Source organism: Paenibacillus sp. 2TAB26, assembly GCF_052115145.1.
In the GTDB taxonomy this organism is placed as follows: Bacteria; Bacillota; Bacilli; order Paenibacillales; family Paenibacillaceae; genus Pristimantibacillus.
The window spans coordinates 23,563-42,850 of sequence record NZ_JBFRGC010000047.1 but is presented as its reverse complement, the minus strand read 5'-3'; the positions used below and the strand labels follow the sequence as shown (position 1 = coordinate 42,850).

The 19,288-nt window shown below is 42.3% G+C and carries 18 protein-coding genes and 3 pseudogenes; 12 read left to right on the top strand and 9 right to left on the bottom strand.

Annotated features, from left to right (window positions below):
• Nucleotides 1-166, bottom strand: a pseudogene (locus AB4Z50_RS34170) (IS110 family transposase); the annotation flags it as partial.
• A 112-nt stretch (nucleotides 167-278) separates the two neighbouring features.
• On the opposite strand from AB4Z50_RS34170, the gene AB4Z50_RS34165 reads away from it, so the two are divergent.
• Both AB4Z50_RS34165 and AB4Z50_RS34160 read left to right on the top strand, forming a co-directional pair.
• Complete coding sequence (locus tag AB4Z50_RS34165; RefSeq protein ID WP_441886608.1) at nucleotides 279-413, top strand: hypothetical protein; 135 nt, start codon at nucleotides 279-281, stop codon at nucleotides 411-413.
• 40 nt (nucleotides 414-453) lie between these two features.
• Nucleotides 454-807, top strand: a complete 354-nt coding sequence (locus tag AB4Z50_RS34160; RefSeq protein WP_441886605.1) for an immunity protein TriTu family protein — start codon at nucleotides 454-456, stop codon at nucleotides 805-807.
• A gap of 206 nt (nucleotides 808-1,013) precedes the next feature.
• Here AB4Z50_RS34160 and AB4Z50_RS34155 read toward each other — a convergent pair whose 3' ends face one another.
• On the bottom strand, nucleotides 1,014-1,925 hold the full coding sequence (locus AB4Z50_RS34155) for a helix-turn-helix transcriptional regulator (RefSeq protein WP_441886602.1): 912 nt from the start codon (nucleotides 1,923-1,925) through the stop codon (nucleotides 1,014-1,016).
• A gap of 99 nt (nucleotides 1,926-2,024) precedes the next feature.
• On the opposite strand from AB4Z50_RS34155, the gene AB4Z50_RS34150 reads away from it, so the two are divergent.
• From AB4Z50_RS34150 to AB4Z50_RS34140, 3 genes are all read left to right on the top strand, one after another.
• Nucleotides 2,025-2,966 carry an alpha/beta fold hydrolase gene (locus AB4Z50_RS34150; protein WP_441886599.1) on the top strand — a complete coding sequence of 314 codons (942 nt, stop codon included), beginning with the start codon at nucleotides 2,025-2,027 and terminating at the stop codon, nucleotides 2,964-2,966.
• Nucleotides 2,942-3,544, top strand: coding sequence for a YdeI/OmpD-associated family protein (locus AB4Z50_RS34145; RefSeq protein ID WP_441886596.1), 603 nt, complete (start codon nucleotides 2,942-2,944; stop codon nucleotides 3,542-3,544). The genes AB4Z50_RS34150 and AB4Z50_RS34145 overlap by 25 nt, the downstream gene beginning before the upstream one ends.
• Nucleotides 3,545-3,757: 213 nt before the next feature.
• Nucleotides 3,758-3,946, top strand: coding sequence for an alpha/beta fold hydrolase (locus AB4Z50_RS34140; RefSeq protein WP_441886593.1), 189 nt, complete (start codon nucleotides 3,758-3,760; stop codon nucleotides 3,944-3,946).
• Nucleotides 3,947-4,429: 483 nt separating this feature from the next.
• Here AB4Z50_RS34140 and AB4Z50_RS34135 read toward each other — a convergent pair whose 3' ends face one another.
• Both AB4Z50_RS34135 and AB4Z50_RS34130 read right to left on the bottom strand, forming a co-directional pair.
• Complete coding sequence (locus AB4Z50_RS34135) at nucleotides 4,430-4,633, bottom strand: hypothetical protein (RefSeq protein WP_441886590.1); 204 nt, start codon at nucleotides 4,631-4,633, stop codon at nucleotides 4,430-4,432.
• A 26-nt stretch (nucleotides 4,634-4,659) separates the two neighbouring features.
• Nucleotides 4,660-4,962 (bottom strand): IS110 family transposase, encoded by a 303-nt coding sequence (locus AB4Z50_RS34130; protein WP_441886587.1) that lies wholly within the window; start codon nucleotides 4,960-4,962, stop codon nucleotides 4,660-4,662.
• Between the two features lie 624 nt (nucleotides 4,963-5,586).
• Here AB4Z50_RS34130 and AB4Z50_RS34125 point away from each other — a divergent pair.
• Both AB4Z50_RS34125 and AB4Z50_RS34120 read left to right on the top strand, forming a co-directional pair.
• Nucleotides 5,587-6,138 carry a hypothetical protein gene (locus AB4Z50_RS34125; RefSeq protein ID WP_441886584.1) on the top strand — a complete coding sequence of 184 codons (552 nt, stop codon included), beginning with the start codon at nucleotides 5,587-5,589 and terminating at the stop codon, nucleotides 6,136-6,138.
• A gap of 137 nt (nucleotides 6,139-6,275) precedes the next feature.
• Entirely contained in the window at nucleotides 6,276-6,461 is a 186-nt protein-coding gene (locus AB4Z50_RS34120) for a hypothetical protein (RefSeq protein ID WP_441886581.1), read from the top strand.
• A 623-nt stretch (nucleotides 6,462-7,084) separates the two neighbouring features.
• Here AB4Z50_RS34120 and AB4Z50_RS34115 read toward each other — a convergent pair.
• Nucleotides 7,085-8,354 (bottom strand): annotated as a pseudogene (locus tag AB4Z50_RS34115) (IS110 family transposase).
• A 589-nt stretch (nucleotides 8,355-8,943) separates the two neighbouring features.
• Here AB4Z50_RS34115 and AB4Z50_RS34110 point away from each other — a divergent pair.
• A complete protein-coding gene (locus tag AB4Z50_RS34110; RefSeq protein WP_441886578.1) occupies nucleotides 8,944-9,681 on the top strand; it encodes a hypothetical protein in 738 nt (245 codons plus the stop codon).
• 432 nt (nucleotides 9,682-10,113) lie between these two features.
• Here the strand turns inward: AB4Z50_RS34110 and AB4Z50_RS34105 are convergent, their stop codons facing one another.
• The 4 genes from AB4Z50_RS34105 to AB4Z50_RS34090 form a co-directional block, all read right to left on the bottom strand.
• Complete coding sequence (locus AB4Z50_RS34105) at nucleotides 10,114-11,367, bottom strand: carbon-nitrogen hydrolase family protein (protein ID WP_441886575.1); 1,254 nt, start codon at nucleotides 11,365-11,367, stop codon at nucleotides 10,114-10,116.
• Nucleotides 11,368-11,465: 98 nt separating this feature from the next.
• A complete protein-coding gene (locus AB4Z50_RS34100; RefSeq protein ID WP_441886572.1) occupies nucleotides 11,466-12,599 on the bottom strand; it encodes a GNAT family N-acetyltransferase in 1,134 nt (377 codons plus the stop codon).
• Between the two features lie 34 nt (nucleotides 12,600-12,633).
• Nucleotides 12,634-13,725: a Gfo/Idh/MocA family protein gene (locus AB4Z50_RS34095; RefSeq protein WP_441886569.1), complete on the bottom strand. Its 1,092-nt coding sequence runs from the start codon at nucleotides 13,723-13,725 to the stop codon at nucleotides 12,634-12,636.
• 1 nt (nucleotide 13,726) lies between these two features.
• On the bottom strand, nucleotides 13,727-14,500 hold the full coding sequence (locus AB4Z50_RS34090; protein ID WP_441886566.1) for a sugar phosphate isomerase/epimerase family protein: 774 nt from the start codon (nucleotides 14,498-14,500) through the stop codon (nucleotides 13,727-13,729).
• A 283-nt stretch (nucleotides 14,501-14,783) separates the two neighbouring features.
• On the opposite strand from AB4Z50_RS34090, the pseudogene AB4Z50_RS34085 reads away from it, so the two are divergent.
• From AB4Z50_RS34085 to AB4Z50_RS34070, 4 genes and pseudogenes are all read left to right on the top strand, one after another.
• A pseudogene (locus AB4Z50_RS34085) lies at nucleotides 14,784-15,533 on the top strand (ISAzo13-like element transposase-related protein); the annotation flags it as partial.
• A gap of 210 nt (nucleotides 15,534-15,743) precedes the next feature.
• A complete protein-coding gene (locus AB4Z50_RS34080) occupies nucleotides 15,744-16,667 on the top strand; it encodes an ABC transporter permease (RefSeq protein ID WP_441886563.1) in 924 nt (307 codons plus the stop codon).
• A 13-nt stretch (nucleotides 16,668-16,680) separates the two neighbouring features.
• On the top strand, nucleotides 16,681-17,571 hold the full coding sequence (locus AB4Z50_RS34075) for a carbohydrate ABC transporter permease (protein WP_441886560.1): 891 nt from the start codon (nucleotides 16,681-16,683) through the stop codon (nucleotides 17,569-17,571).
• Between the two features lie 46 nt (nucleotides 17,572-17,617).
• Nucleotides 17,618-19,183, top strand: a complete 1,566-nt coding sequence (locus AB4Z50_RS34070) for a DUF3502 domain-containing protein (RefSeq protein ID WP_441886557.1) — start codon at nucleotides 17,618-17,620, stop codon at nucleotides 19,181-19,183.
• Nucleotides 19,184-19,288 lie beyond the last annotated feature (105 nt).

Genomic DNA, 19,288 nt, shown 5'->3' with positions numbered 1-19,288 from the left:
CTTCCTCGTCATTAGAAAAGGATAGGTAGTCTCCGATGATGATGCCACGGAAATTTACAGCGCGCGCAACATGCATCTGCTGGGCGATGTCGATCCCGATAACTAAATGCTGAGCAGTAATTTTTTCAATGAGTTGATTTTGTCTTGCTTGTGATTTAAACTTCATAGTAGAGCGTCCTCCTGGATGATGGAATTTTTAGGGCTATGACCCGTTGCGTACTTCCATCGTACCGAGGCGCTCGTTTTTATGCAAAGCGGAAATTTAACGCTCTACAGGAATGATAACGGGTAACGATAACACCACGACATTCGGCAGCGGGCCACGCGATCGGCTGCCGTTGTTCATTGAAGTAACGGGCAGCAATGCCATGAAACAAAGTCATAATTTTAGACATCTGTATTACAATTGTTAGGTCGATTTGATATGCTTACTCCATTAGGGAGGGATCTGAAATGATTCGAGATAAATTTAAGCTTTGGGTAGAATCCAATAAGAGTGATCTAGCATATTTATCAATCTCTACAGAATATGTGAAGCATAAGAATCCTGAAAACAGTGTTCCTAACCCATCTACTGGCATAATTAACGAGTCTGAACGATGTTTGGGTCAAGTTACTGTTTGGGAATCTACACAGATGGAGTACGAGGTTGTTCACATTGAAACGGAAGAAATGATTTTATGGAGATATATTGAGAAGCTATCTGATGAACCCAATTTTGACGAAATACTGGCTGAGTACTTTCATGTCTTGCAAACAGGATTGAAGCCTGAAGCCAAAAATCATTCAGCTAACGGGACACGATAGTTGAATCACTGACAACCAGGCTGCCGATTACTTCGGTGGCCTTTTGTGCTTGTCATGAAAGCTTGGTCATAGCCTTTGAATCGGGTATAAAATGTTGACAATTATGCACCGCGGCGCATTTTTCGCCGATAGACCCGTTAAGCTGAACCTTACCATAAGTGACGGCGAAAAGTTGAGTTGAAGTTGAAGCTTTAATGCTAAATCTATCAGGAATAGTTCTCCATCATTTGATATAAATAATTTCGAAAGTCTTCAATATAGGTTTTGGGCTCTACAACTTTTAGATGAGTGCCGAAGCTTGCTAAAAGTTGAAATCCCATTCGATTTTGTGGGACATAAATGGTTGCTAATAAAAATCCAGAACTATGGTCTTCAATACTTCTTCGACCATACCTTTCGATGATTTGATCTTTTATGCTAGGCGATATCCATGCCTTAATCGTGACGAATTCAGGTAGATAATTTGCTTCGTGTATTTGCTCTGACCAATCGTCTCTAGGATGAAACGCGCGTTCATCCATAGTAATATGATCGATCCGAGATAACTTGAAAGTTCGATTTCCCTGTCGATGTAAACAGAATCCTTTCAAATACCAACTCGATTCGCTAAAATGCAGCTCATAGGGCTCGACCATTCTATTCGTTACAGCCCCGTCCTTATCTGTATAATCAAACGAAACCAGCCTCTTTTTTGAAATGGATTCTTGACATGTCTTTAAGGTTTCAAGAATCTCGGACCGACCTTCCCAATCATAAAACGACAGTTGAATGGAACGATTTAGAGACAATGGACTAACCATTGCCTCTATTTTTTTTATCGTTCTTTCAACTTCTTCAGTACGGAGGATTTGTTCCAATCCACCGAGCGCAGTTAATATATTCTGTAAATCGGAGCTGCTTAAAAGGCGTTTATCAACCTTGTATTCATCCATTATGCCGTAGCCCCCTTTGACCCCATTGACAGAGTAGATCGGGATGTTCGATAAGCTCAATGTTTCCATATCGCGAAGGATCGTTCTTTTGGAGACATTGAATAGTTGTGAGAATTCCGTTGTAGAAACAACCTCTTTTTTCAGCAATATCATGATAATCGAAATGAGTCTCTCCACTTTGTCCATAATTGCCCTCTTTTTTTACATGATTTCAGAATGGTGACACCTTAATGTCACCTTTTATCCATTATACTACAAGTATCACAAGAAGGAGGTTTTAATTCAATGTTTAATCCAACCGATTTTCCCAAGCCCACCCTTATTTCAGCCAACGGTGTGGAACTCGAAGTGTTTGAAGCAGGCCGAGAAAACGCAGGAAAACCTATTGTACTCTGCCACGGCTGGCCAGAGCATGCCTTTTCTTGGCGCCATCAGATGGACGCACTTGCCGTAGCGGGCTACCATGTCATCGTCCCCAACCAGCGAGGTTACGGCAACTCATCCCGTCCGACCGAAGTAACAGACTATGACATTGAACACTTGTCGGGTGATCTCATCGCGCTTCTCGATCACTATGGATACGAGGACGCTACCTTTGTCGGTCATGACTGGGGTGCATTCGTCGTTTGGGGACTGACCTTGTTGCATCCAAACCGCGTCAATAAAGTGATAAATCTGAGTTTGCCTTACCAAGAGCGCGGAGAAAAACCCTGGATCGAGTTCATGGAAGAAATACTTGGCGGCGATTTCTATTTCGTCCACTTCAATCGACAGCCAGGCGTCGCGGACGCCGTATTCGAAGACAATACATACAGGTTCCTTCGCAACCTGTACCGAAAGAACGAGCCTCTCAGAGCACCTGAGCCAGGTATGGCGTTGATCAATCTCGCCAGAGCAGAAACACCGCTCGGTGAGCCCGTATTGAGCGAAAGCGAGCTGGCCGTTTACGTCTCCGCTTTTGAAACATCAGGGTTCACGGGCAGCATAAATTGGTACAGGAACCTTGACCGCAACTGGCGCTTATTGGCGAAAGTGATCCCAATCATCCAGCAGCCGACCCTCATGATCTACGGCGACCGGGATGTGGTTGCGAAGTCTGAAAACCTGACAAAGTTCGTGCCCAATGTGGAAGTAGTCAATCTGGATTGCGGTCATTGGATCCAGGAAGAAAAGCCGCAAGAAACAAACCAAGCGATTTTAAAATGGCTGGAACAATGGGAGATGTAGTTTTTTTCAACAACCAAGAAGAGTTTAACGATTGGTTAGAAGAACATCATGCTGAAGCTAGTGAAATTTGGGTGGGCTATTTTGGGATAAGTACAGGGCGTGCAAGCCTTACTTGGTCTGCATCAGTAGATTCCGCTCTTTGTTTTGGGTGGATTGACGGTATACGAAAAACCATTGATAAACAAACCTATAAGATTCGCTTTACTCCGCGCAAAGTAAATAGTGTATGGAGTGCTGTGAACGTAAAGAAGGTAAAAGCACTAATACAGCTTGGAAAGATGAGACCAGAAGGAATGCACGTCTTTAACAACAGAACCGATGCACAAGGCTATTCCTCTGAACAAAGAAACGTGGATCTTGCCGAAGAATATGAAGAACAAATCAAGGCAAATCAAACAGCCTGGCTATTCTTCACTAATTTATCACCATCCTATAAAAGAGATTCTATCTGGTGGGTAATGAGCGCCAAGAAAGAAGAAACACGATTAAGAAGGCTTGGAATATTGATCGCTTCATCTGAAGAAGGGCTAAAATTTCAACATTGCAAAAAAAATTACAGAATAAGGAAACATAAATAACAAAAGAATCGTTAAAAAGATTTTTGGTACTTCATAAATTTGGGTCTATTGTTTCCCTGATCTTTAGGAGAGAGGAGTTATTGTATTTCTCAATCATTTAGGGTTTAATTCTCATTAAAAGTCAGAACGTTTTTAATGCGAGGCATAAATCAAATCGCTAAATGAAGAAGGGATGAAACAGCTCATCCAAAATCGCAACCCCCCTTCATTTTTATGGTACAGCCGACTCTCATGATCTATGGTGACCGGGATACGGTCCAGAAGTCTGAAAACCTGACAAAGTTCGTGCCTAATGCGGAAGTGGTCAATCTGGATTGCGGTCATTGGATCCAGCAAGAAACGCCGGAAGAAACAAACCAAGCGATTTTGAGATGGCTGGAAGAGCAGAATGATGCTGAATAGAGTCGCTTAGCAAGCAAAACTTAGAAAAACAATAAGGACACCCAAACTGGCAATGTCATTAAGTTAAGCTCAAAGGTAAGAACGGGAATAAAAATGGAATTCAAATCGGCATGGGAAAGCCCCGTGCCGTTTGTTTTTTACTTCACGCAAGTTATAGGCGTATAACTAACAAAGCAGAAATACTGCAATAATTGAACAGGTGGAGAGAAAAGCATCACTCTATGTCTGTTCCAATCCAGTAAGATGCCCTTGGTACTGAAGAATGAGGGTAATAAGGACTTTCAAATTGATTAAGTGGCTTGCATACATGGTTTGCTGAAATGGGTTTTGTTTTGCCGCAACTAGCAGCCGTTGCACTCGGTGGTTAATCCAGTCCTCTGAACGCCCCCGTTTTGAAGAAAGCAGTTCTTTCATCTTAGATTTGAGTGTGTTTTCATCCGTCTGTAATACTGAATATGAGGTTGGGAATTCACCTAAAAACTGTTATGAAATACCGGAATACATAGCTCTAAAGACACCTTTGTAAGCAGGGAAAACCTGATCTAAAACAGATTGGAATTGTAGTTTAGTCTGTACACACATCTTTGAAAGAGACTCATATTGTCTTGTAAGATAGCGCAGATTGAGAAGTTGCACACCTCTTTTCTTAAACGGTTCAAATTCTTCTTTGTAGTACAGCTCTCCCAATAGGTAAGCGTCAGCAGCATCCGTCTTTACTTACGAAGTTGAGACTTCGTAAGCCGATTTGAGATGAGCGGATTAATAACAATATAAATATAATGATGTTCCTCTAGGAACTGAACAACGGGACTTTGATAATGACCGGTTGCTTTTAGAATAAGCAAAGGACGTAGTTGAGATGCAAATTCAACTTCTGTTAAAACTTGAAGGAAGTTTGCTAAACCATCTCGAGTGTGCTCGAAGTGGAATATCCCTTGGAATGGCTTTCCGCGCTCTAGAAAGGCTTGTCCATGGATTTCTTCTTTAGAAATATCTAGACCAATAACTGGATTCATTTCATCTACCCTTGTAAGTGTAGATTCACCGGCATCCCCTAAGGTTGATCTTCTTGTCGCTCCATAGCATCGCTTGTTATACGGGATCTTACGTCCCAACTAGCCTCAATCATGGTCATGACAAGTAGGGGTGAACATTATAGCTCTCGGGATCAAGTCCCACGGGCAGGTACGTTCGACCAGGCTACTTTAATCCTCTATGCAAATGAAAAAAGGATAAACCAGAAAGAACTGGTTGATCTCATAATACGAACGGGCACCATTCCTATTATGATGAAGAAATAGTGGTTTTGAATGCTGTTGAAAGCGGCACGGTTGGCATCAGGTACGGTATGAAAGTATATCATTAAAAAGATACAGGTTCAGGACAGGACTCTCCACTCCTATCCAAATCCTATAGTGCTCATCATGAGTACGGACCACCCTTCGGGGTGGTTTTTTTTTGTTTATAAGGTGACCTATCTGACAATGGCTGCGGTATAAGGATATATCTAGTTGAACCATAATATGAACGGGCAGGATAGTTAAAGAGCTGTCGAGAATACTGTAATTAGAAATTGTTCAATAATTGTATAGAAAGAAGACAGTGATAAGCGTTACTCTCCAAAAAAAAGAGGTGGAAACATGGCAATCCAGGATTCCGTTGAAAGTTATATTGAAATACAAACACAAGAAGAGATGGATTGTTTTTTTGATTCTGTCAGTGGATTTCATGATGGTTTAATTAAGGAATTCCACTTAATAAATGACGCATACATTGATAAACATTTATCAATGGTTTGCGGCTTTAAGTACAATATGAGAATCCTTATTCAACGTCAATGGGAAAAACCATCCGCTGTCGAACTCCTTCTAGGTGATGTTGTCGAAATGAACTTACCTAAATTGAATTACGAATTATACAATTCTTTTGGTACAATTCATATTTCTAAAGCCAATGAAACTCCTGAAATAACGATAAATCTCGATGGCAATGTATTTGTCTGTCGTAAAATGTTATATCGCGAAGTCTCCGAATGGATGGGAAGAGAAAGTCGATTTGGTGATGAAATTATAGTGAACAATTATTTCCCAGTAGAGAAATTAGAGGATGGTTGGGTACTATGTTCAAACTGTTTTGAAGCGTGGCAACCGATTAATAGGAAAGTGTTAAAATGTCCGAAGTGTTTTTTTTGATGCAGAATTACAAACAACAGGCAGTCGGCGTTCGGCGGCTTGTTGAGCTAACAGGCAGTTTAACGCAGCATGCGACTTCAGAGTTATACTTATTATCGAGCACTAATAAATGTTCTAGGACGATGAGGGTGTGAAAAATGACTAGTAAAATTGTAGTTTGTAATGACGTTGGTCCTTATTTAGAAGCATTGACTCGTGGTAAGGAATATGAAGTGATAGCTGAGGATGAAGAAAAAGAACAGTTTAAAATAAAAGGTGACAACAACCGATCCAGGTGGTTTAAGAAGTATTTTTTCGTAAGTTCTGGAATTAGTGTACCGTAATAGTTAGTTGGAAATTTGACGATTCAGATGAGGATTCAAGTACGAATTCATTAGAACACATCGAGATCTCCATTTTATTTAATGATGGTCAGACGAGATGGTGTTCAATCTGTACGAAATCGGGGCTATTGGATTATTTAGAGCGAAATAATTGTGAGGAGTTTTTCATATGAATCAGTCAATGATGCATTAAACGACTTAGACCAGCATAATCAATTGATAATTTCGACCAAATCATTGAACTCCCTTTGTACGATATGATTTTCTCACGAATGCTTCTTATTCGCAGGATTTCGCCCGGATAGTAAGGGGGGGAAGACATGAAGGGAATGCCCTGTTAGACTTCGGTAACATGAAGGCGCACGGGAATAGAGGAGGGATATACCGTCCTATATACTTCCATTTACTGCACGCATTCTCCACGCCACCCTTGGAGGTTTTCACTCCCATGTCTTAACGGGTCTATGCCCTCTCATTCCTTYGTTACGCCTATCCAAGGGGTGGAGGCCGGTCTTKCTAACGGTACGGGTCGGTGCCCTTTGGTTTAATGYATCCGGTACTCCGTGCTTTCTTTGAAATCCTGCGAATAAGCCAAWACTCGTACAACGAAACGGGTTGTATGGTTAAGCTGCTTGTAAGAGTGGTAACGTTTTATGTGGCATGTAGGCTTTACCGCTACGAGCCATTCCGACTAGTATTCTRGCCAATTTACCGCATAGTTTCATAATGGACCTCATTTTCTTCATCTTCTTARCCTGCACATTGTATGCATGCATCGCTTGAAACTCTGAATTGTTCATGACCAAACTCATAGTGGCCATAAAGAGGAAGCGCCGTAGGCGGGATCGTCYGCGTTTACTAATCTTCATTTGCCCGGTCCATTTGCCAGAACTCGCTTCTGCGAGGTTGAGTCCGGCATGGCGCAGCAARGCATTTCCGTGAACAAATCCGCTTAAGTCCCCAGCCTCACCCAATATACCAGCTAATGAAATGACAYTAATCCCCTTAATYGCRAGGATGGATTTTGCAAARGGAATGCGTTCTAATACGGTTGAAATCTCCTTCTCCACAACCTCYAGTTGTTCGCAAGCAAGGTCRTACTCGGCGAGYAATTGTTTCAAGTGGAGMTTGTAGTAATGAGAAGCTGACTGAGATCCTACTGAATGGTTGGCAATCTCGATGAGTGCTTTTGCTTTTCTAGCACCGCAGTGCCGTTTCATGATGGTTTTCCATCCCTGAATTAGGTTCTGGGTCTGTAGCTTACTGATCTCCGCTGGAGTAGGAAAGAGGMGAAGCGTTGCCAGGGAAGCGATACAAGTGATGTCCTTGAATACGTGACGTAGTTCAGGGAAAACAACGTCAACCCAGCGGTGTATCTAGTTTTTGGCACTAACAAGTCGTTTGACGACGAAGTCGCGGTTAGAGAGAAGCACATGTAGATCCTCGAAGGCTTCGGGAGTCGTACGTGTTACCGAGTAGTAACCGTTCTTGATCATGTCGGCGATAACGAGTGCATCTTTCCGGTCACTCTTTGAGGGCGTATTGTCGCGATTTTCTTTGTTTTTTTTCACGAGATGCGGATTCACTAAAACGACTTCAAAATGACGTTCTGTGAGCCACCGAGATATGTTAAGCCAGTAGTGTCCGGTTGGCTCCATCCCGACGATGGCTGCACTCAAACTATGGGTGGTTTGCAGCTTTTGAATCCATAGCAAAAAATGGTGAAATCCTTCCTCGTCATTAGAAAAGGATAGGTAGTCTCCGATGATGATGCCACGGAAATTTACAGCGCGCAACATGCATCTGCTGGGCGATGTCGATCCCGATAACTAAATGCTGAGCAGTATTTTTTTCAATGAGTTGATTTTGTCTCGCTTGCGATTTAAACTTCATAGTAGAGCGTCCTCCTGGATAATGGAATTTTTAGAGCTATGACCCGTTGCGTACTTCCATCGTACCGAGGCGCTCGTTTTTATGCAAAGCGGAAATTTAACGCTCTACAGGAATGCTAACGGGGAACGATAGTTGAGCATGCTGCCGCGGTGCAGATGCTCCATTTTTCACTCAACTAACTGGCAGGATATTTCAATCACTTCACGAATACTTCAGTTACGGAGAATTTGTGAAGTTCGGAATAAGACGTTATAGGAAATCAACGCAAATCAGAATTAAAATACTTTTTAAGGGAGTTATTATGATTAACTTCTTAAAGCGACAAGTTCGAATCAATGATCCTGAAATAATTGATAAAGAGTTAATTTCTAATGAGCTTCAGACGGGGAGTCATGTAATAGTCCAATTCTCTGAAGCAAACTATAACTCACTTCTTTTAAATGAACTTAATGAGCTATGCATTAAATATGATAATAGTTTCGCTATACGTTTTTTTGGTCATTACAACTCCACCTTTAATTGTAATGAACTTTTAAAGATTCCAAATGTCAAATCTCTGTATATTGAYTGYTTACAGGATGCAGAGAACTTGGAAGCTATAACATCGTTGAAAGAGCTTAAGATGGTCAGTATCGACATCTTCAATTTGGATAACCCTGAAATTTTAAAATCTGWGAACTTCAAGATGCTAAGAGTTCTCATRATTTCTGGTACAAAGAAATCGATTAACCTTGATTACCTGAAAGAATACAGGGAATTAAATGCCCTAATCATCAGTGGAAAGACCAGGAACATAGATTCAATTGGAGATGTAGTAAACTTAGAGTTCTTATCGTTGAATTCTATAAGTGGTTCTTCATTRAGTTTTGTAAACAGACTAAAAAAACTTAAAACACTTAAAATAATTCTTGGTGGYAGGGAAAATATAAATGAAATYAAGGAAAATTATATTGAAACCCTTGAAATAATAAGAGTTAGAGGATTAAGTGATTTAGACAGTTTGAATCGATTTATGGGACTTCGCAATTTGTTAATAGAAGATCAGATACAAATTTTCAAAATTAACTTGCAAATTAATCTTAATAAACTAGTGGATTTGAAATTATTTAACTGCAAACAATTAAATAGCTTAACTGGACTTGAGAATTTAAGGTCAATAAACCAAATAAGAATTTATAAAACCAATATTGATTTCAATTCTCTTATCAATGAACCACTTCCTAAAACATTAAAGATTTTTGGTTTCTATACAACCAAAGCTAAGGTAGATAAAGAGATAGAAAAAACTCTTATAAATTCGGGATACAGACTCACATCTTTTGAATAAGGACTCGATGAAGGCGCTGATTTCCTATAACACCATCTTCACGCTTCGGGAGGGGCATTACGAGGAATACAAAAAGTTGAGCATAGCGATGTGGAGACAGGTAGCGCTTTTTGATTTCTGAGGAAGGGATGAGGTTTAAATATTGAGATGCAACTTCCAATGTTATCTTGATACGACATTAGTATCTTTAGGATAAACGCTCACTGGTTGACCTCATAATAGGATGAGCAGATTACTGGGCTAAGCATGCTAGCGAAGGCCGATGGAAAACATCTGATTCATTTACAAGCTATCGAAACACTTGTGCTTCGCATATTTCAACATTTATTGAGGATAGTTAGAGACAAAAAAACCTCCTTCACCTGGAATGGACTCGAGATGAGGAGGTTGGATTTTGGTTATTTATTGATATGTCCTATTAGCTAAGATCAGCTAGTTTGTATTTAGTAAAGTGCCGTATTCGTCCGTTCTGCGTTCTTTTTTGAATAAACTTCGAGATTCCCCATTACCTGCTCCGACAGAGAGCCAGTAGGTATACTTCCGTTCGTCCAAGCGAATTTCTGTCGTAAACGCACCTGTTTCTTCATCAGCTACATGCCCGATAATATCACCCATGGGGTCAATGATTCGACTGGATACGGGGCCATTGCAGCCGGAAACAACAACATGCAAGCCATTATCCCTTGCGCGAGCCCTTGTTTGCAATGGCTCATCACCAATTGTTGGTATAAAAATCACTTCTGCACCTTGCAGGGCAAGAATGCGCGCGGATTCAGGAAACTCTTGGTCGTAGCAGATCATGACTCCAATGCGTCCAAAATCCGTATCAAATATACCATGACCTGTTCCTAGCATGACTCCGAATTCTGCTTCGTAAAGTGGCAAATGCATTTTGTGATATTTGCCTGCGATCCCGCCATCCCGTCCAATTAACACGGCGGTATTATAAATATGCTCCGCGTCTCGCTCATACATGGTAAATAGAATATAACTATTAAGGGCAGCCGCTTTTTTCCCAATCTCATTCGTTAGTGGGCCGGGTATAGACTGGCATTTATCGACCAGGGGAAGATTGATAGAGCCTTCATAGAAGGTTTCAGTCATGCAGATGATATCCGGGTTGTAAGGGCCAGACTTATCTAAGACCTCTAGCATCAAAGCAAGATTTTTAGTAAAGTCATCGGTCGGCTTTATATAAGTGGTGGCCACGCGAACGACTCGTTCATCCAGCTTGCTGCATTCCGCTAAAGTCATATTACGCCAGGTAACGATTCCATCCGCACTCCACCGAAAAGAAAGCTCAATCTGCGCCGTTGCAGCCTGCTCAGGTGAATCTAGCGTTCTACTGAGCCTGCGCCACCCATCATTTAAGAGGGTCAGATGGTCGATATAATCTCGTTGCAGCAAGGTACCTTGTTCGTCAAACCAAGTCATAATAGCATAGATGCTGATTTGTTCATTAGCGACATCCTTGATTTCATATTCTGCACCTAATTCATATTTTCGTTTTTCAGCAACTTGAATTAACCTGCTTTGCCAGCTGCCGTAGCTCCCGCTATGCCCTGTGCCTTTTATTTGAAGTCGGTTCCCTATATCGAGCTCAATTATATGGAAATCGGGGGAAATCTCGGGACGAGGCGTCCAAGAAACCCAACCTATATCATGGATACTATTGCCTTGTTTCATTTGTACAACCTCCTAGCAGAATAATAGCCTCTCGGCATTTGCTGATGTTTGTTGGGTGTCTTTCACAAGCCATGACCCTCCATGGGGCTAGTCGTTAATTATACGAAATTTAAACCGCCTACGTAGGGGAACGGGATCGGGAACAATGAGGAAAGCCCCTCTTGAAGCTTCATTGCTAGCTGTGGCTCGGTGTCAAACAATAACGAAACTAGTTCTTGCGGTGCCAAGTCAATCGTTTCAGGCCCGAAACGAAGCACGGATCGTCCGTCCGCTGAAGGCGTCACAGTCATCTTGTCCTGCTGCAAGTCGATCACATCCTTCAAATACGGCTCTAATTGATCAAGCAGTAGCTGCGGGTCCGTGATGCAAATGGTGCCGTTGTTGTGACTGGCTTGGAACTCAACGTTCCGAAGGGCTTCCTGCAATCCGATTTCGTGCCATGCAACAGCGATATCGAGTTGATGCAATGAGTAGCGCTCCACAGCATAAGCAAGGAGCGCCACTACTGCCTCGATGTCGCCGGCCCACTCGATCGCCTGAGGCGCTCCCAGCGGCATATACTTACCTGGCACCGCAACGACTGCGAAGGATAGAACCTTCCCGTCTTTCTCGGCGATAAGCGTCCGGTACTCCAGCTTGGAATTACTCGCCACTGCTTGAGAATGAATAAGCAGGGCGAGCTCGGAGAGGCTCTGATCATAGCGAACAGTCCTCGATGCAGCCAATTCATGCAGTGTATACCAATCGGCTGAAGTCCGCTCGCGGAATGTGTAGCCAACCATAGCGTTTTGTGCGACCATCGAGGCACAATGCTTAGGCTTCACCGAGTAGCGGTTAAAACTACCGAACGGGTAGCACTGGTTACGCGTATATAGCGATCGGTCTCCCGAAACGAGTAGCAAGGACGCTTGGGCTTGCCGGACGTGATGGTAAACATGCTCCAAAAGGGTGCTGGCGTACCCTTTCCCCCGATAATCCGGATGCGTGCATACAGCTCCTAAAGAATATACCTTCAGTTGTGCTCGACCTACATAAATGAGCCAAGGAACAATGCCGATGAAAGAAACGAGCTTGCTATCCTCGAAGGCTCCGAATGATTGGCCTAGACTGGGTGAGAAGACGAAGGGAAAAGCTTCCCCCATCGAAACGTGCTCATGATCGCGGAATACGAGATCGGTGAGCCGAACTGCGTCGTTCATTTCGATCAGCTGTAATTGTCGAATTTCTGCCATGCTCATACCTCCCTGAATTAGTCCTTTAAATTCATCATTTTCTATTCTCGAAATATATCGCTTTACCAGTTCTCGAGGACTCATATATGGCTTCTAATATTTGTGTGACAACCAACGCTTGCTCTGGTTTCACCAGTGGCTCGGTATCATTGATAATGCAATCCAGCCACTGCCGCGCTTCCACGTCACTTGCGCTTTCTTCGTTGCCTTCAAAAAAGTCAACTCCGCCTGCGCTCATATCGATGGAGGTTGCAAACATTCTGCCTTGATTTTCTCCATTAATACGGAGTCCGTCACGCATATCTGCCCCGCCTTCTGTACCGCAAAGCGTCGTTTTTGCCTCTATAGTGTCAAGTGAATTGAGCGCCCAGCTGGATTCGAGCATAATGCTCGCACCGTTCTGCATGGTAATGAAACCGAAAGCGGAATCCTCGACTGTGAATTTCTCCGGATCCCATGGTCCCCAGAAATTTGCTGCGTTTTCTTTACGGCTCAGCTTGTGGAAAGCTGTACCTAGAACACATTTGGGTGCATAATTATTCATCATTCGCAGGGTTAAATCTAACGCATGGCTGCCGATATCAATGAGTGGACCGCCACCTTGCTTCTCTTGATTGAGGAAAACGCCCCAGGTGGGAACCCCACGTCTACGGATAGCATGGGCTTTGGCGAAATAAATTTCACCAAGCTCGCCTTTATCGCAGACTTGCTGCAAATAACGGCTATCGGCACGGAAATTATTCTGATAAGCAATCGTCAGCTTTTTACCTGTTCGTTTGGCTGCGTCCAACATAGCTTGCGCTTGCGCTGCAGTTTTGGCCATCGGTTTCTCGCACATGACATGCTTGTCGGACTCTAACGCCGCAATAGAAATTTCCGCATGCGAATCGTTGGGTGTACACACGTAGATAATATCGATCGAACTATCCACGAGGAGCTCTCTATAATCAGAAAATACCTTTGCACCAATCGAACCGTATTTTTCAACAGCTTTTTCAGCTTTTTCAATAATGATATCACACAAGGCGACCACTTCGAGCTCATTCAGCTTGGCAAGCACCGGTAAATGCTTCTCAAGTGCTATACCGCCACAACCAATAATTCCCGCTTTTAATTTTTTTGTCATCTTAAACGACCTCCGTAAATTTATAATTTTGGTTAAGCCATTCCATGCTTATCTTCACACTATCTAATGCTGAACCTTGGCAATCATCTTGTTCAACAATCAGCCATTCTGTTCCCGCAGCCTCAGCCGCTGCAATAATAGCTGGTAAATCCATCTCGCCTTGCCCTAATTCCATGGTTTGATAGGTACCGTCGGCGAACTTGCGAATATCCTTCAAGTGAATTAAAGGTATGCGTCCGGCGTATTTCTCAAGGTAAACAAGCGGGTCGCAGCCAGCATGACTGACCCAGCATACATCGAGCTCGCTTTTCATAGAGTCAGGTGAGGTAGAGCCAAAGAAAGCATCGAACCAAGGCTGCGCTCCATAAGCTTCTGTAAATTCGACATAGTGATTGTGAAACCCGAATGCAATGCCTTTGCTCGCAAAGCGATTGCTGCATTCGAGTAGAAAAGCGATCGTTTCAGGAAGCGCATGGCGCTGGTCTTGATTTAAGCCGGGTAAGATCACATATTGACTACCGATCGCGACGTTCATTTCAATTTCTTCTTCTAGATGGTTCTGCAGTCGTTCCATGTTCACATGGCTGCCGATGGCTTTCAGGGACAGCTCGGAAAGAAACGATTTTAACTGTTCAGGGCGATAGCCATAATACCCGGCAAATTCCACACCTTCATAACCCATCTCGGCCACCTGCTGTAAAACCGATGCCATGTCTTGCAGCATTTCATCTCTCAGCGTGTATAATTGCAGGCCAATTCCTAATTTCTGCTTCATAATGTTTCCTCGCTTTCTATCATTTAATTAATCCACGTCATTCTTCTTTAACAGAACGATAAACTCATCGTACAATACGAGCGCTTTAGAAGAAATACTGCTGGATTATGATAATAAACGATAGATTATACTCTTTTAGAGGATGTTCGATTCTGCAATTAAAAAGATTATTAAGCTAATGGCTATAAAGTATAGTTTTCCGCTGATTATCATAATCCTGCATTATTTATTTTAAATATCGGGTATTGTACGATGTTCATATCAGGCACACCCAATAAAATAACAGAGCCAGACCGACCCCAGCTTCAAAACGGAAAAGCTGTATACGCGGCTGATAGTAAAGGAAATCCGAAACCAGTTGATTCAGGAAAGAGGCTACAAGGATGAGGAGTTGCCGACCCTCCAAACGATCACTACCAAAGTCAACCAACTCGGCTATAGGCTGAAGAAGGTGAAGAAAGTCAAGCCGCTCAAGAAAATCGAGCAAAAGGATGCGATCTTCAATAAATTGAAGGAAATGCATGAAGAGACGAAGGATCAGAACAACGTGGTTCGTCTCTCCATCGATACGAAAGACCGTATGAAGATCGGTGATTTTTCCAGAGGAGGCACCAGCCGAGTCGAGGTACGCGCGATGGATCACGATTTTTCCAAGGTATTCGTCCCGCCGTTAGGCATCCTGGATGTGACCACAGACCAAGTCGCGCTATCGTTTACCCACGGAAAAGTGACCGCCGATTTTATGGTCGATGCGATCGAACGGGGGTGGGGGCGGCTGGAGCAGCATTGGAATGGCGATCTGCTGAGGGACGAAGAAACGGTCTACGCGTTCGCGCAAACGATGATATGGAAGGGAAAGCATCCGGTAGTATCGGTCGTGGAACAGGTGTATGAAACGGGCAAGAAGCTCAGCAAGAAGGCCATGGACGCCTATGAAAAGTTGATGGATCGCGATGCAGCTATTGGAAAATGGTTTGTTACACTGTGCCCCGAAAAATGCAAAAAAGCATTAGATTTGGAATTTTCACCCTAGGAAATCACCGATGGGGTAGGGGGAGGTGTATTCAAAATCAAGAGATGCCTCATTTCCCCGCCCCGTAATAGGGTCGTTTTTCCAGTTCTAATAAGCGGAAATCGCTGAGCATGTATTTCCAGATCAGTATCATCTTGAATTGCTTATTTATTTATTTATTTATTTATTTGAGTGTGCCTAAATAAAACGCATCATGAAAGAGATGATTACATGCATAAATCAACTAGCTTATTATCTGAATTGAAGAAAAATAAAATCATGTTTCTGATGTTATCCCCAGCCGTCATCTATTTCTTTATCTTTAATTATCTGCCTATGAGCGGTATTATCGTAGCTTTTAAATACTTTCGATATGACAAGGGCATCTTACATAGTCCTTGGATTGGGTTTAAGAACTTTGATTTCTTCTTCCAATCCGGTCAAGCTTGGCTGCTGACGAAAAATACGATCCTTTATAATTTGGTCTTCATCGCTTCAGGGGTCATCTTCGCGATTGTGATTGCCATTATATTCTCAGAGCTCAAGGGCAAGTATTTCAAAAAAATTACACATGCAGCTATGTTTTTACCCTTTTTTATTTCCTGGGTTGTTGTGGGCGCATTTGTCTACAGTATGCTGAACTATGAGTTTGGCAGCGTGAACACGCTTTTGAAAGCCCTCCATTTTCAACCGGTAGATGTTTATGGCACCCCATCCGCCTGGAAATATATTATTGTTGGTTTCCATCTGTGGAAGAGCGTTGGTTATGGCAGTATTATCTACCTTGCGGTTATAACGGGGATAAACCCTGAATTATATGAAGCGGCAGATTTGGATGGTGCCAGTGTTTATAAGAAGATCTATTATATTACGCTTCCGTTATTAAAAGTGACGATTATGATGATGGTATTATTGCAGATTGGGCAAGTTCTCAGAGGGAATTTCGATATGTTCTATCAGCTGGTAGGAAATAACGGGACGCTGTTTAATGCAACGGATGTCATTGATACGTATGTATTCAGAGCTTTGATCTCGGCCAATGATATGGGATTATCGGCAGCTATAGGCTTGTATCAGAATGTAATTGGTTTTGTAGTTATTCTTACGTTTAATTATTTGGCCAATAAAGTGAATAAAGAATATGCATTATTCTAGGGGGAGGTTCACCATGAAGCTTAATAATTCAGCCAAAAGAGATATGCTTACCTTTAATATTATTGGTTACAGTGTTGTCCTTGTTTTCTCTATCCTATGTCTGCTTCCCTTTCTGCTTACATTGTCAGGATCATTTACCAAAGAAGCTTCGCTTTTTGAAGAGGGTTACCGGCTAATCCCCAAGTCATTTTCGATAGATGCTTACGCGTTGATCTTTAAAAGCCCTCAAGTCATAATAGGAGCTTATGGCGTTACAATCTCGCTTGTTATCATGGGCACACTATTAGGTTTGTTCTTGACAACAATGACCGCTTTTGTGCTTCATAGGAAGGATTTCAGGTTTAGAAACAAGTTTGCCTTTTATTTTTTCTTCACAACGTTGTTTAGCGGTGGCATTGTTCCTTGGTACATTATCATGACAAATTTAGGCATGAAAGATAATTATCTAGCGATGCTGCTTCCAAACCTTCTCTCTGTATTTAACATTATCATTATGCGAACCTTTTTTACGTCGATCCCAGAAAGTATTGGTGAATCCGCGAAAATCGATGGTGCAGGGGATTTTACAATTTATCTAAGGCTCTATCTGCCCATGTCTGTTCCCGCTCTAGCTACGATTGGCTTGTTCTTGGCTATTGCCTATTGGAATGACTGGTATCCAGCCATGCTGTTTATTACGAAGGACAAATTGATCCCCTTGCAATATCAGCTTTATAAGGTGTTTAATGATATGCAATTTTCCCAGCAGGTAGCTGAACGAACGGGGAGATCCATGGGCGACATGCCTTCGGAAACATTCAAAATGGCGATGACCATGGTTACCATAGGCCCAATCATTGTATTGTACCCGTTTTTACAAAAGTATTTTATCAAAGGAATGACTGTTGGAGCTGTAAAAGGATAATTCCGGGAAACCGGTTATCATTATAATAATCAGGAGGGCTACAGAAATGAAAAGAAATTTTTCGAAAACTGTTCTGTGTTTAATCGTTACAATGCTTATGGTGTCGATTTTTTCCGGTTGTGCAAAAACGGACAATAAGGGAGCGGAGAGCACACCAAGTATTACTGACACACCTGATGCATCTGAGCCTGCTTCGGTAGCTCCTACAGATGATAAGCCAGACACTTCAAAAGCAGTTAACCTGACTATGTATCTGCTCAATGATAAATCAGAGGATATTCAGATCTTGGAAGACGAACTGAATAAAATGCTGCAGCAGGACATCAATACGACCGTGAAAGTATCCGTACTGACAACCGATGCCTATAAACTCATGTTAACTTCAGGCGAAGACTTTGATTTAGCCTATTCAGCCGATTGGCTGGATTATGCGGATAATGCCAGAAAAGGTGCATTTAAAGAAATCACACCCGAAATGCTTCAGAAATATGCACCCATTACAGCTAATGAAGAAACGGGGACGCTTAATGCTGGCTTAGTAGATGGAACCATGTTTGGTTTGGCAGCGCCACTAACGAACTATTACTACAACTTATTCCTTGTCAGAGGCGACTTAATGAAGAAGTATAATATACCTGACATCAAGTCGTTGGATGATTTAGGCGTATTCCTTGATGCTGTAAAAAAAGGCGAAAAAAGCATCATCCCCTTCAATTTAAGTAAAAATGAGAGCTGGATGCTTCCAGCAGTCCTGTTCGGCAATAGCGACCTCATAGCGCCTGGAGCTCCAAATTCGACAAGTCCGATTGTGATTAGAAGGGAAGATAGCTCGCTTAAACTCAATTACTCACTTGACATACCCGAAGTTGTTGATTTCATGAAAACGATGAAAGAATGGAACCAAAAAGGCTTCTGGGCTAAAAATGCACTGGCAAATCCAGTTAGTTTATATGATTCATTCAAGAATGGGAAGAGTGCTGTTGCATTCAGCGGTACTGTAGATGGAGCCAATACAACCTATTTTGACTTTGCAAAGGAACATCCGGATTGGGATGTAAAGGTATTTCCAGCCTTCTTTAAAGGGAATGTAGATGCTTACTCCGCTGCGGGTAACTCCATGGTTATCGGGGCTAAATCCAAGAACGCTGAAAGAGCCCTTATGGTTTTAGATTTATTAAGGAACAATGAAAAATACAATATGTTGAGCAAGTATGGTGTTGAAGGTAAGCACTATACGCTTGATGCTGAAGGTAAAATAAGCTATCTTGGCCCAAGCTTTCAAGGTGGAATATGGGGAGTATCCAACGATAAATTTATCAAAACTCCAGCAGTTACAATGCCGAACTATGCGGATTTGATTAACGATGAAAAGACGCGGTTTAAAGCTAATCCATTGGTGGATTTCACACTCAATAAAAAGGATATAAGCGACGTCGCAGCCAATCTAGCCAACCTCTTCACCCAATATGGCGCACCGCTCTTTATGGGATTTGTGGATGATGTAGACAAAGCCATTGAAAGGTATAAACAAAAGTTGCAAGAAGCAGGCGTGGAGAAATACATGGAAGCAACTAAAACGCAGGTGGATGAATATCTGAAGAACCAAAAATAAATCGTGTTTGATAAAGTATAGGCAGCAGGATAACTGCTGCCTATAAATCTAATAAGGAGAGATGAAATTTTGACCACTGGGAAGTAGCGAATAGAGTGAAGCGCA

Excerpts from the sequence above, each read along its gene's own strand:
- AB4Z50_RS34165 (WP_441886608.1), top strand. The coding sequence starts at position 279 with ATGATAACGGGTAACGATAACACCACGACATTCGGCAGCGGGCCACGC.
- AB4Z50_RS34160 (WP_441886605.1), top strand. The coding sequence starts at position 454 with ATGATTCGAGATAAATTTAAGCTTTGGGTAGAATCCAATAAGAGTGAT.
- AB4Z50_RS34105 (WP_441886575.1), bottom strand. The coding sequence starts at position 11,367 with ATGAAACAAGGCAATAGTATCCATGATATAGGTTGGGTTTCTTGGACG.
- AB4Z50_RS34140 (WP_441886593.1), top strand. The coding sequence starts at position 3,758 with ATGGTACAGCCGACTCTCATGATCTATGGTGACCGGGATACGGTCCAG.
- AB4Z50_RS34080 (WP_441886563.1), top strand. The coding sequence starts at position 15,744 with ATGCATAAATCAACTAGCTTATTATCTGAATTGAAGAAAAATAAAATC.
- AB4Z50_RS34130 (WP_441886587.1), bottom strand. The coding sequence starts at position 4,962 with ATGAATCCAGTTATTGGTCTAGATATTTCTAAAGAAGAAATCCATGGA.
- AB4Z50_RS34075 (WP_441886560.1), top strand. The coding sequence starts at position 16,681 with ATGAAGCTTAATAATTCAGCCAAAAGAGATATGCTTACCTTTAATATT.
- AB4Z50_RS34120 (WP_441886581.1), top strand. The coding sequence starts at position 6,276 with ATGACTAGTAAAATTGTAGTTTGTAATGACGTTGGTCCTTATTTAGAA.
- AB4Z50_RS34090 (WP_441886566.1), bottom strand. The coding sequence starts at position 14,500 with ATGAAGCAGAAATTAGGAATTGGCCTGCAATTATACACGCTGAGAGAT.
- AB4Z50_RS34125 (WP_441886584.1), top strand. The coding sequence starts at position 5,587 with ATGGCAATCCAGGATTCCGTTGAAAGTTATATTGAAATACAAACACAA.
- AB4Z50_RS34100 (WP_441886572.1), bottom strand. The coding sequence starts at position 12,599 with ATGGCAGAAATTCGACAATTACAGCTGATCGAAATGAACGACGCAGTT.
- AB4Z50_RS34145 (WP_441886596.1), top strand. The coding sequence starts at position 2,942 with ATGGCTGGAACAATGGGAGATGTAGTTTTTTTCAACAACCAAGAAGAG.
- AB4Z50_RS34095 (WP_441886569.1), bottom strand. The coding sequence starts at position 13,725 with ATGACAAAAAAATTAAAAGCGGGAATTATTGGTTGTGGCGGTATAGCA.
- AB4Z50_RS34155 (WP_441886602.1), bottom strand. The coding sequence starts at position 1,925 with ATGGACAAAGTGGAGAGACTCATTTCGATTATCATGATATTGCTGAAA.
- AB4Z50_RS34070 (WP_441886557.1), top strand. The coding sequence starts at position 17,618 with ATGAAAAGAAATTTTTCGAAAACTGTTCTGTGTTTAATCGTTACAATG.
- AB4Z50_RS34150 (WP_441886599.1), top strand. The coding sequence starts at position 2,025 with ATGTTTAATCCAACCGATTTTCCCAAGCCCACCCTTATTTCAGCCAAC.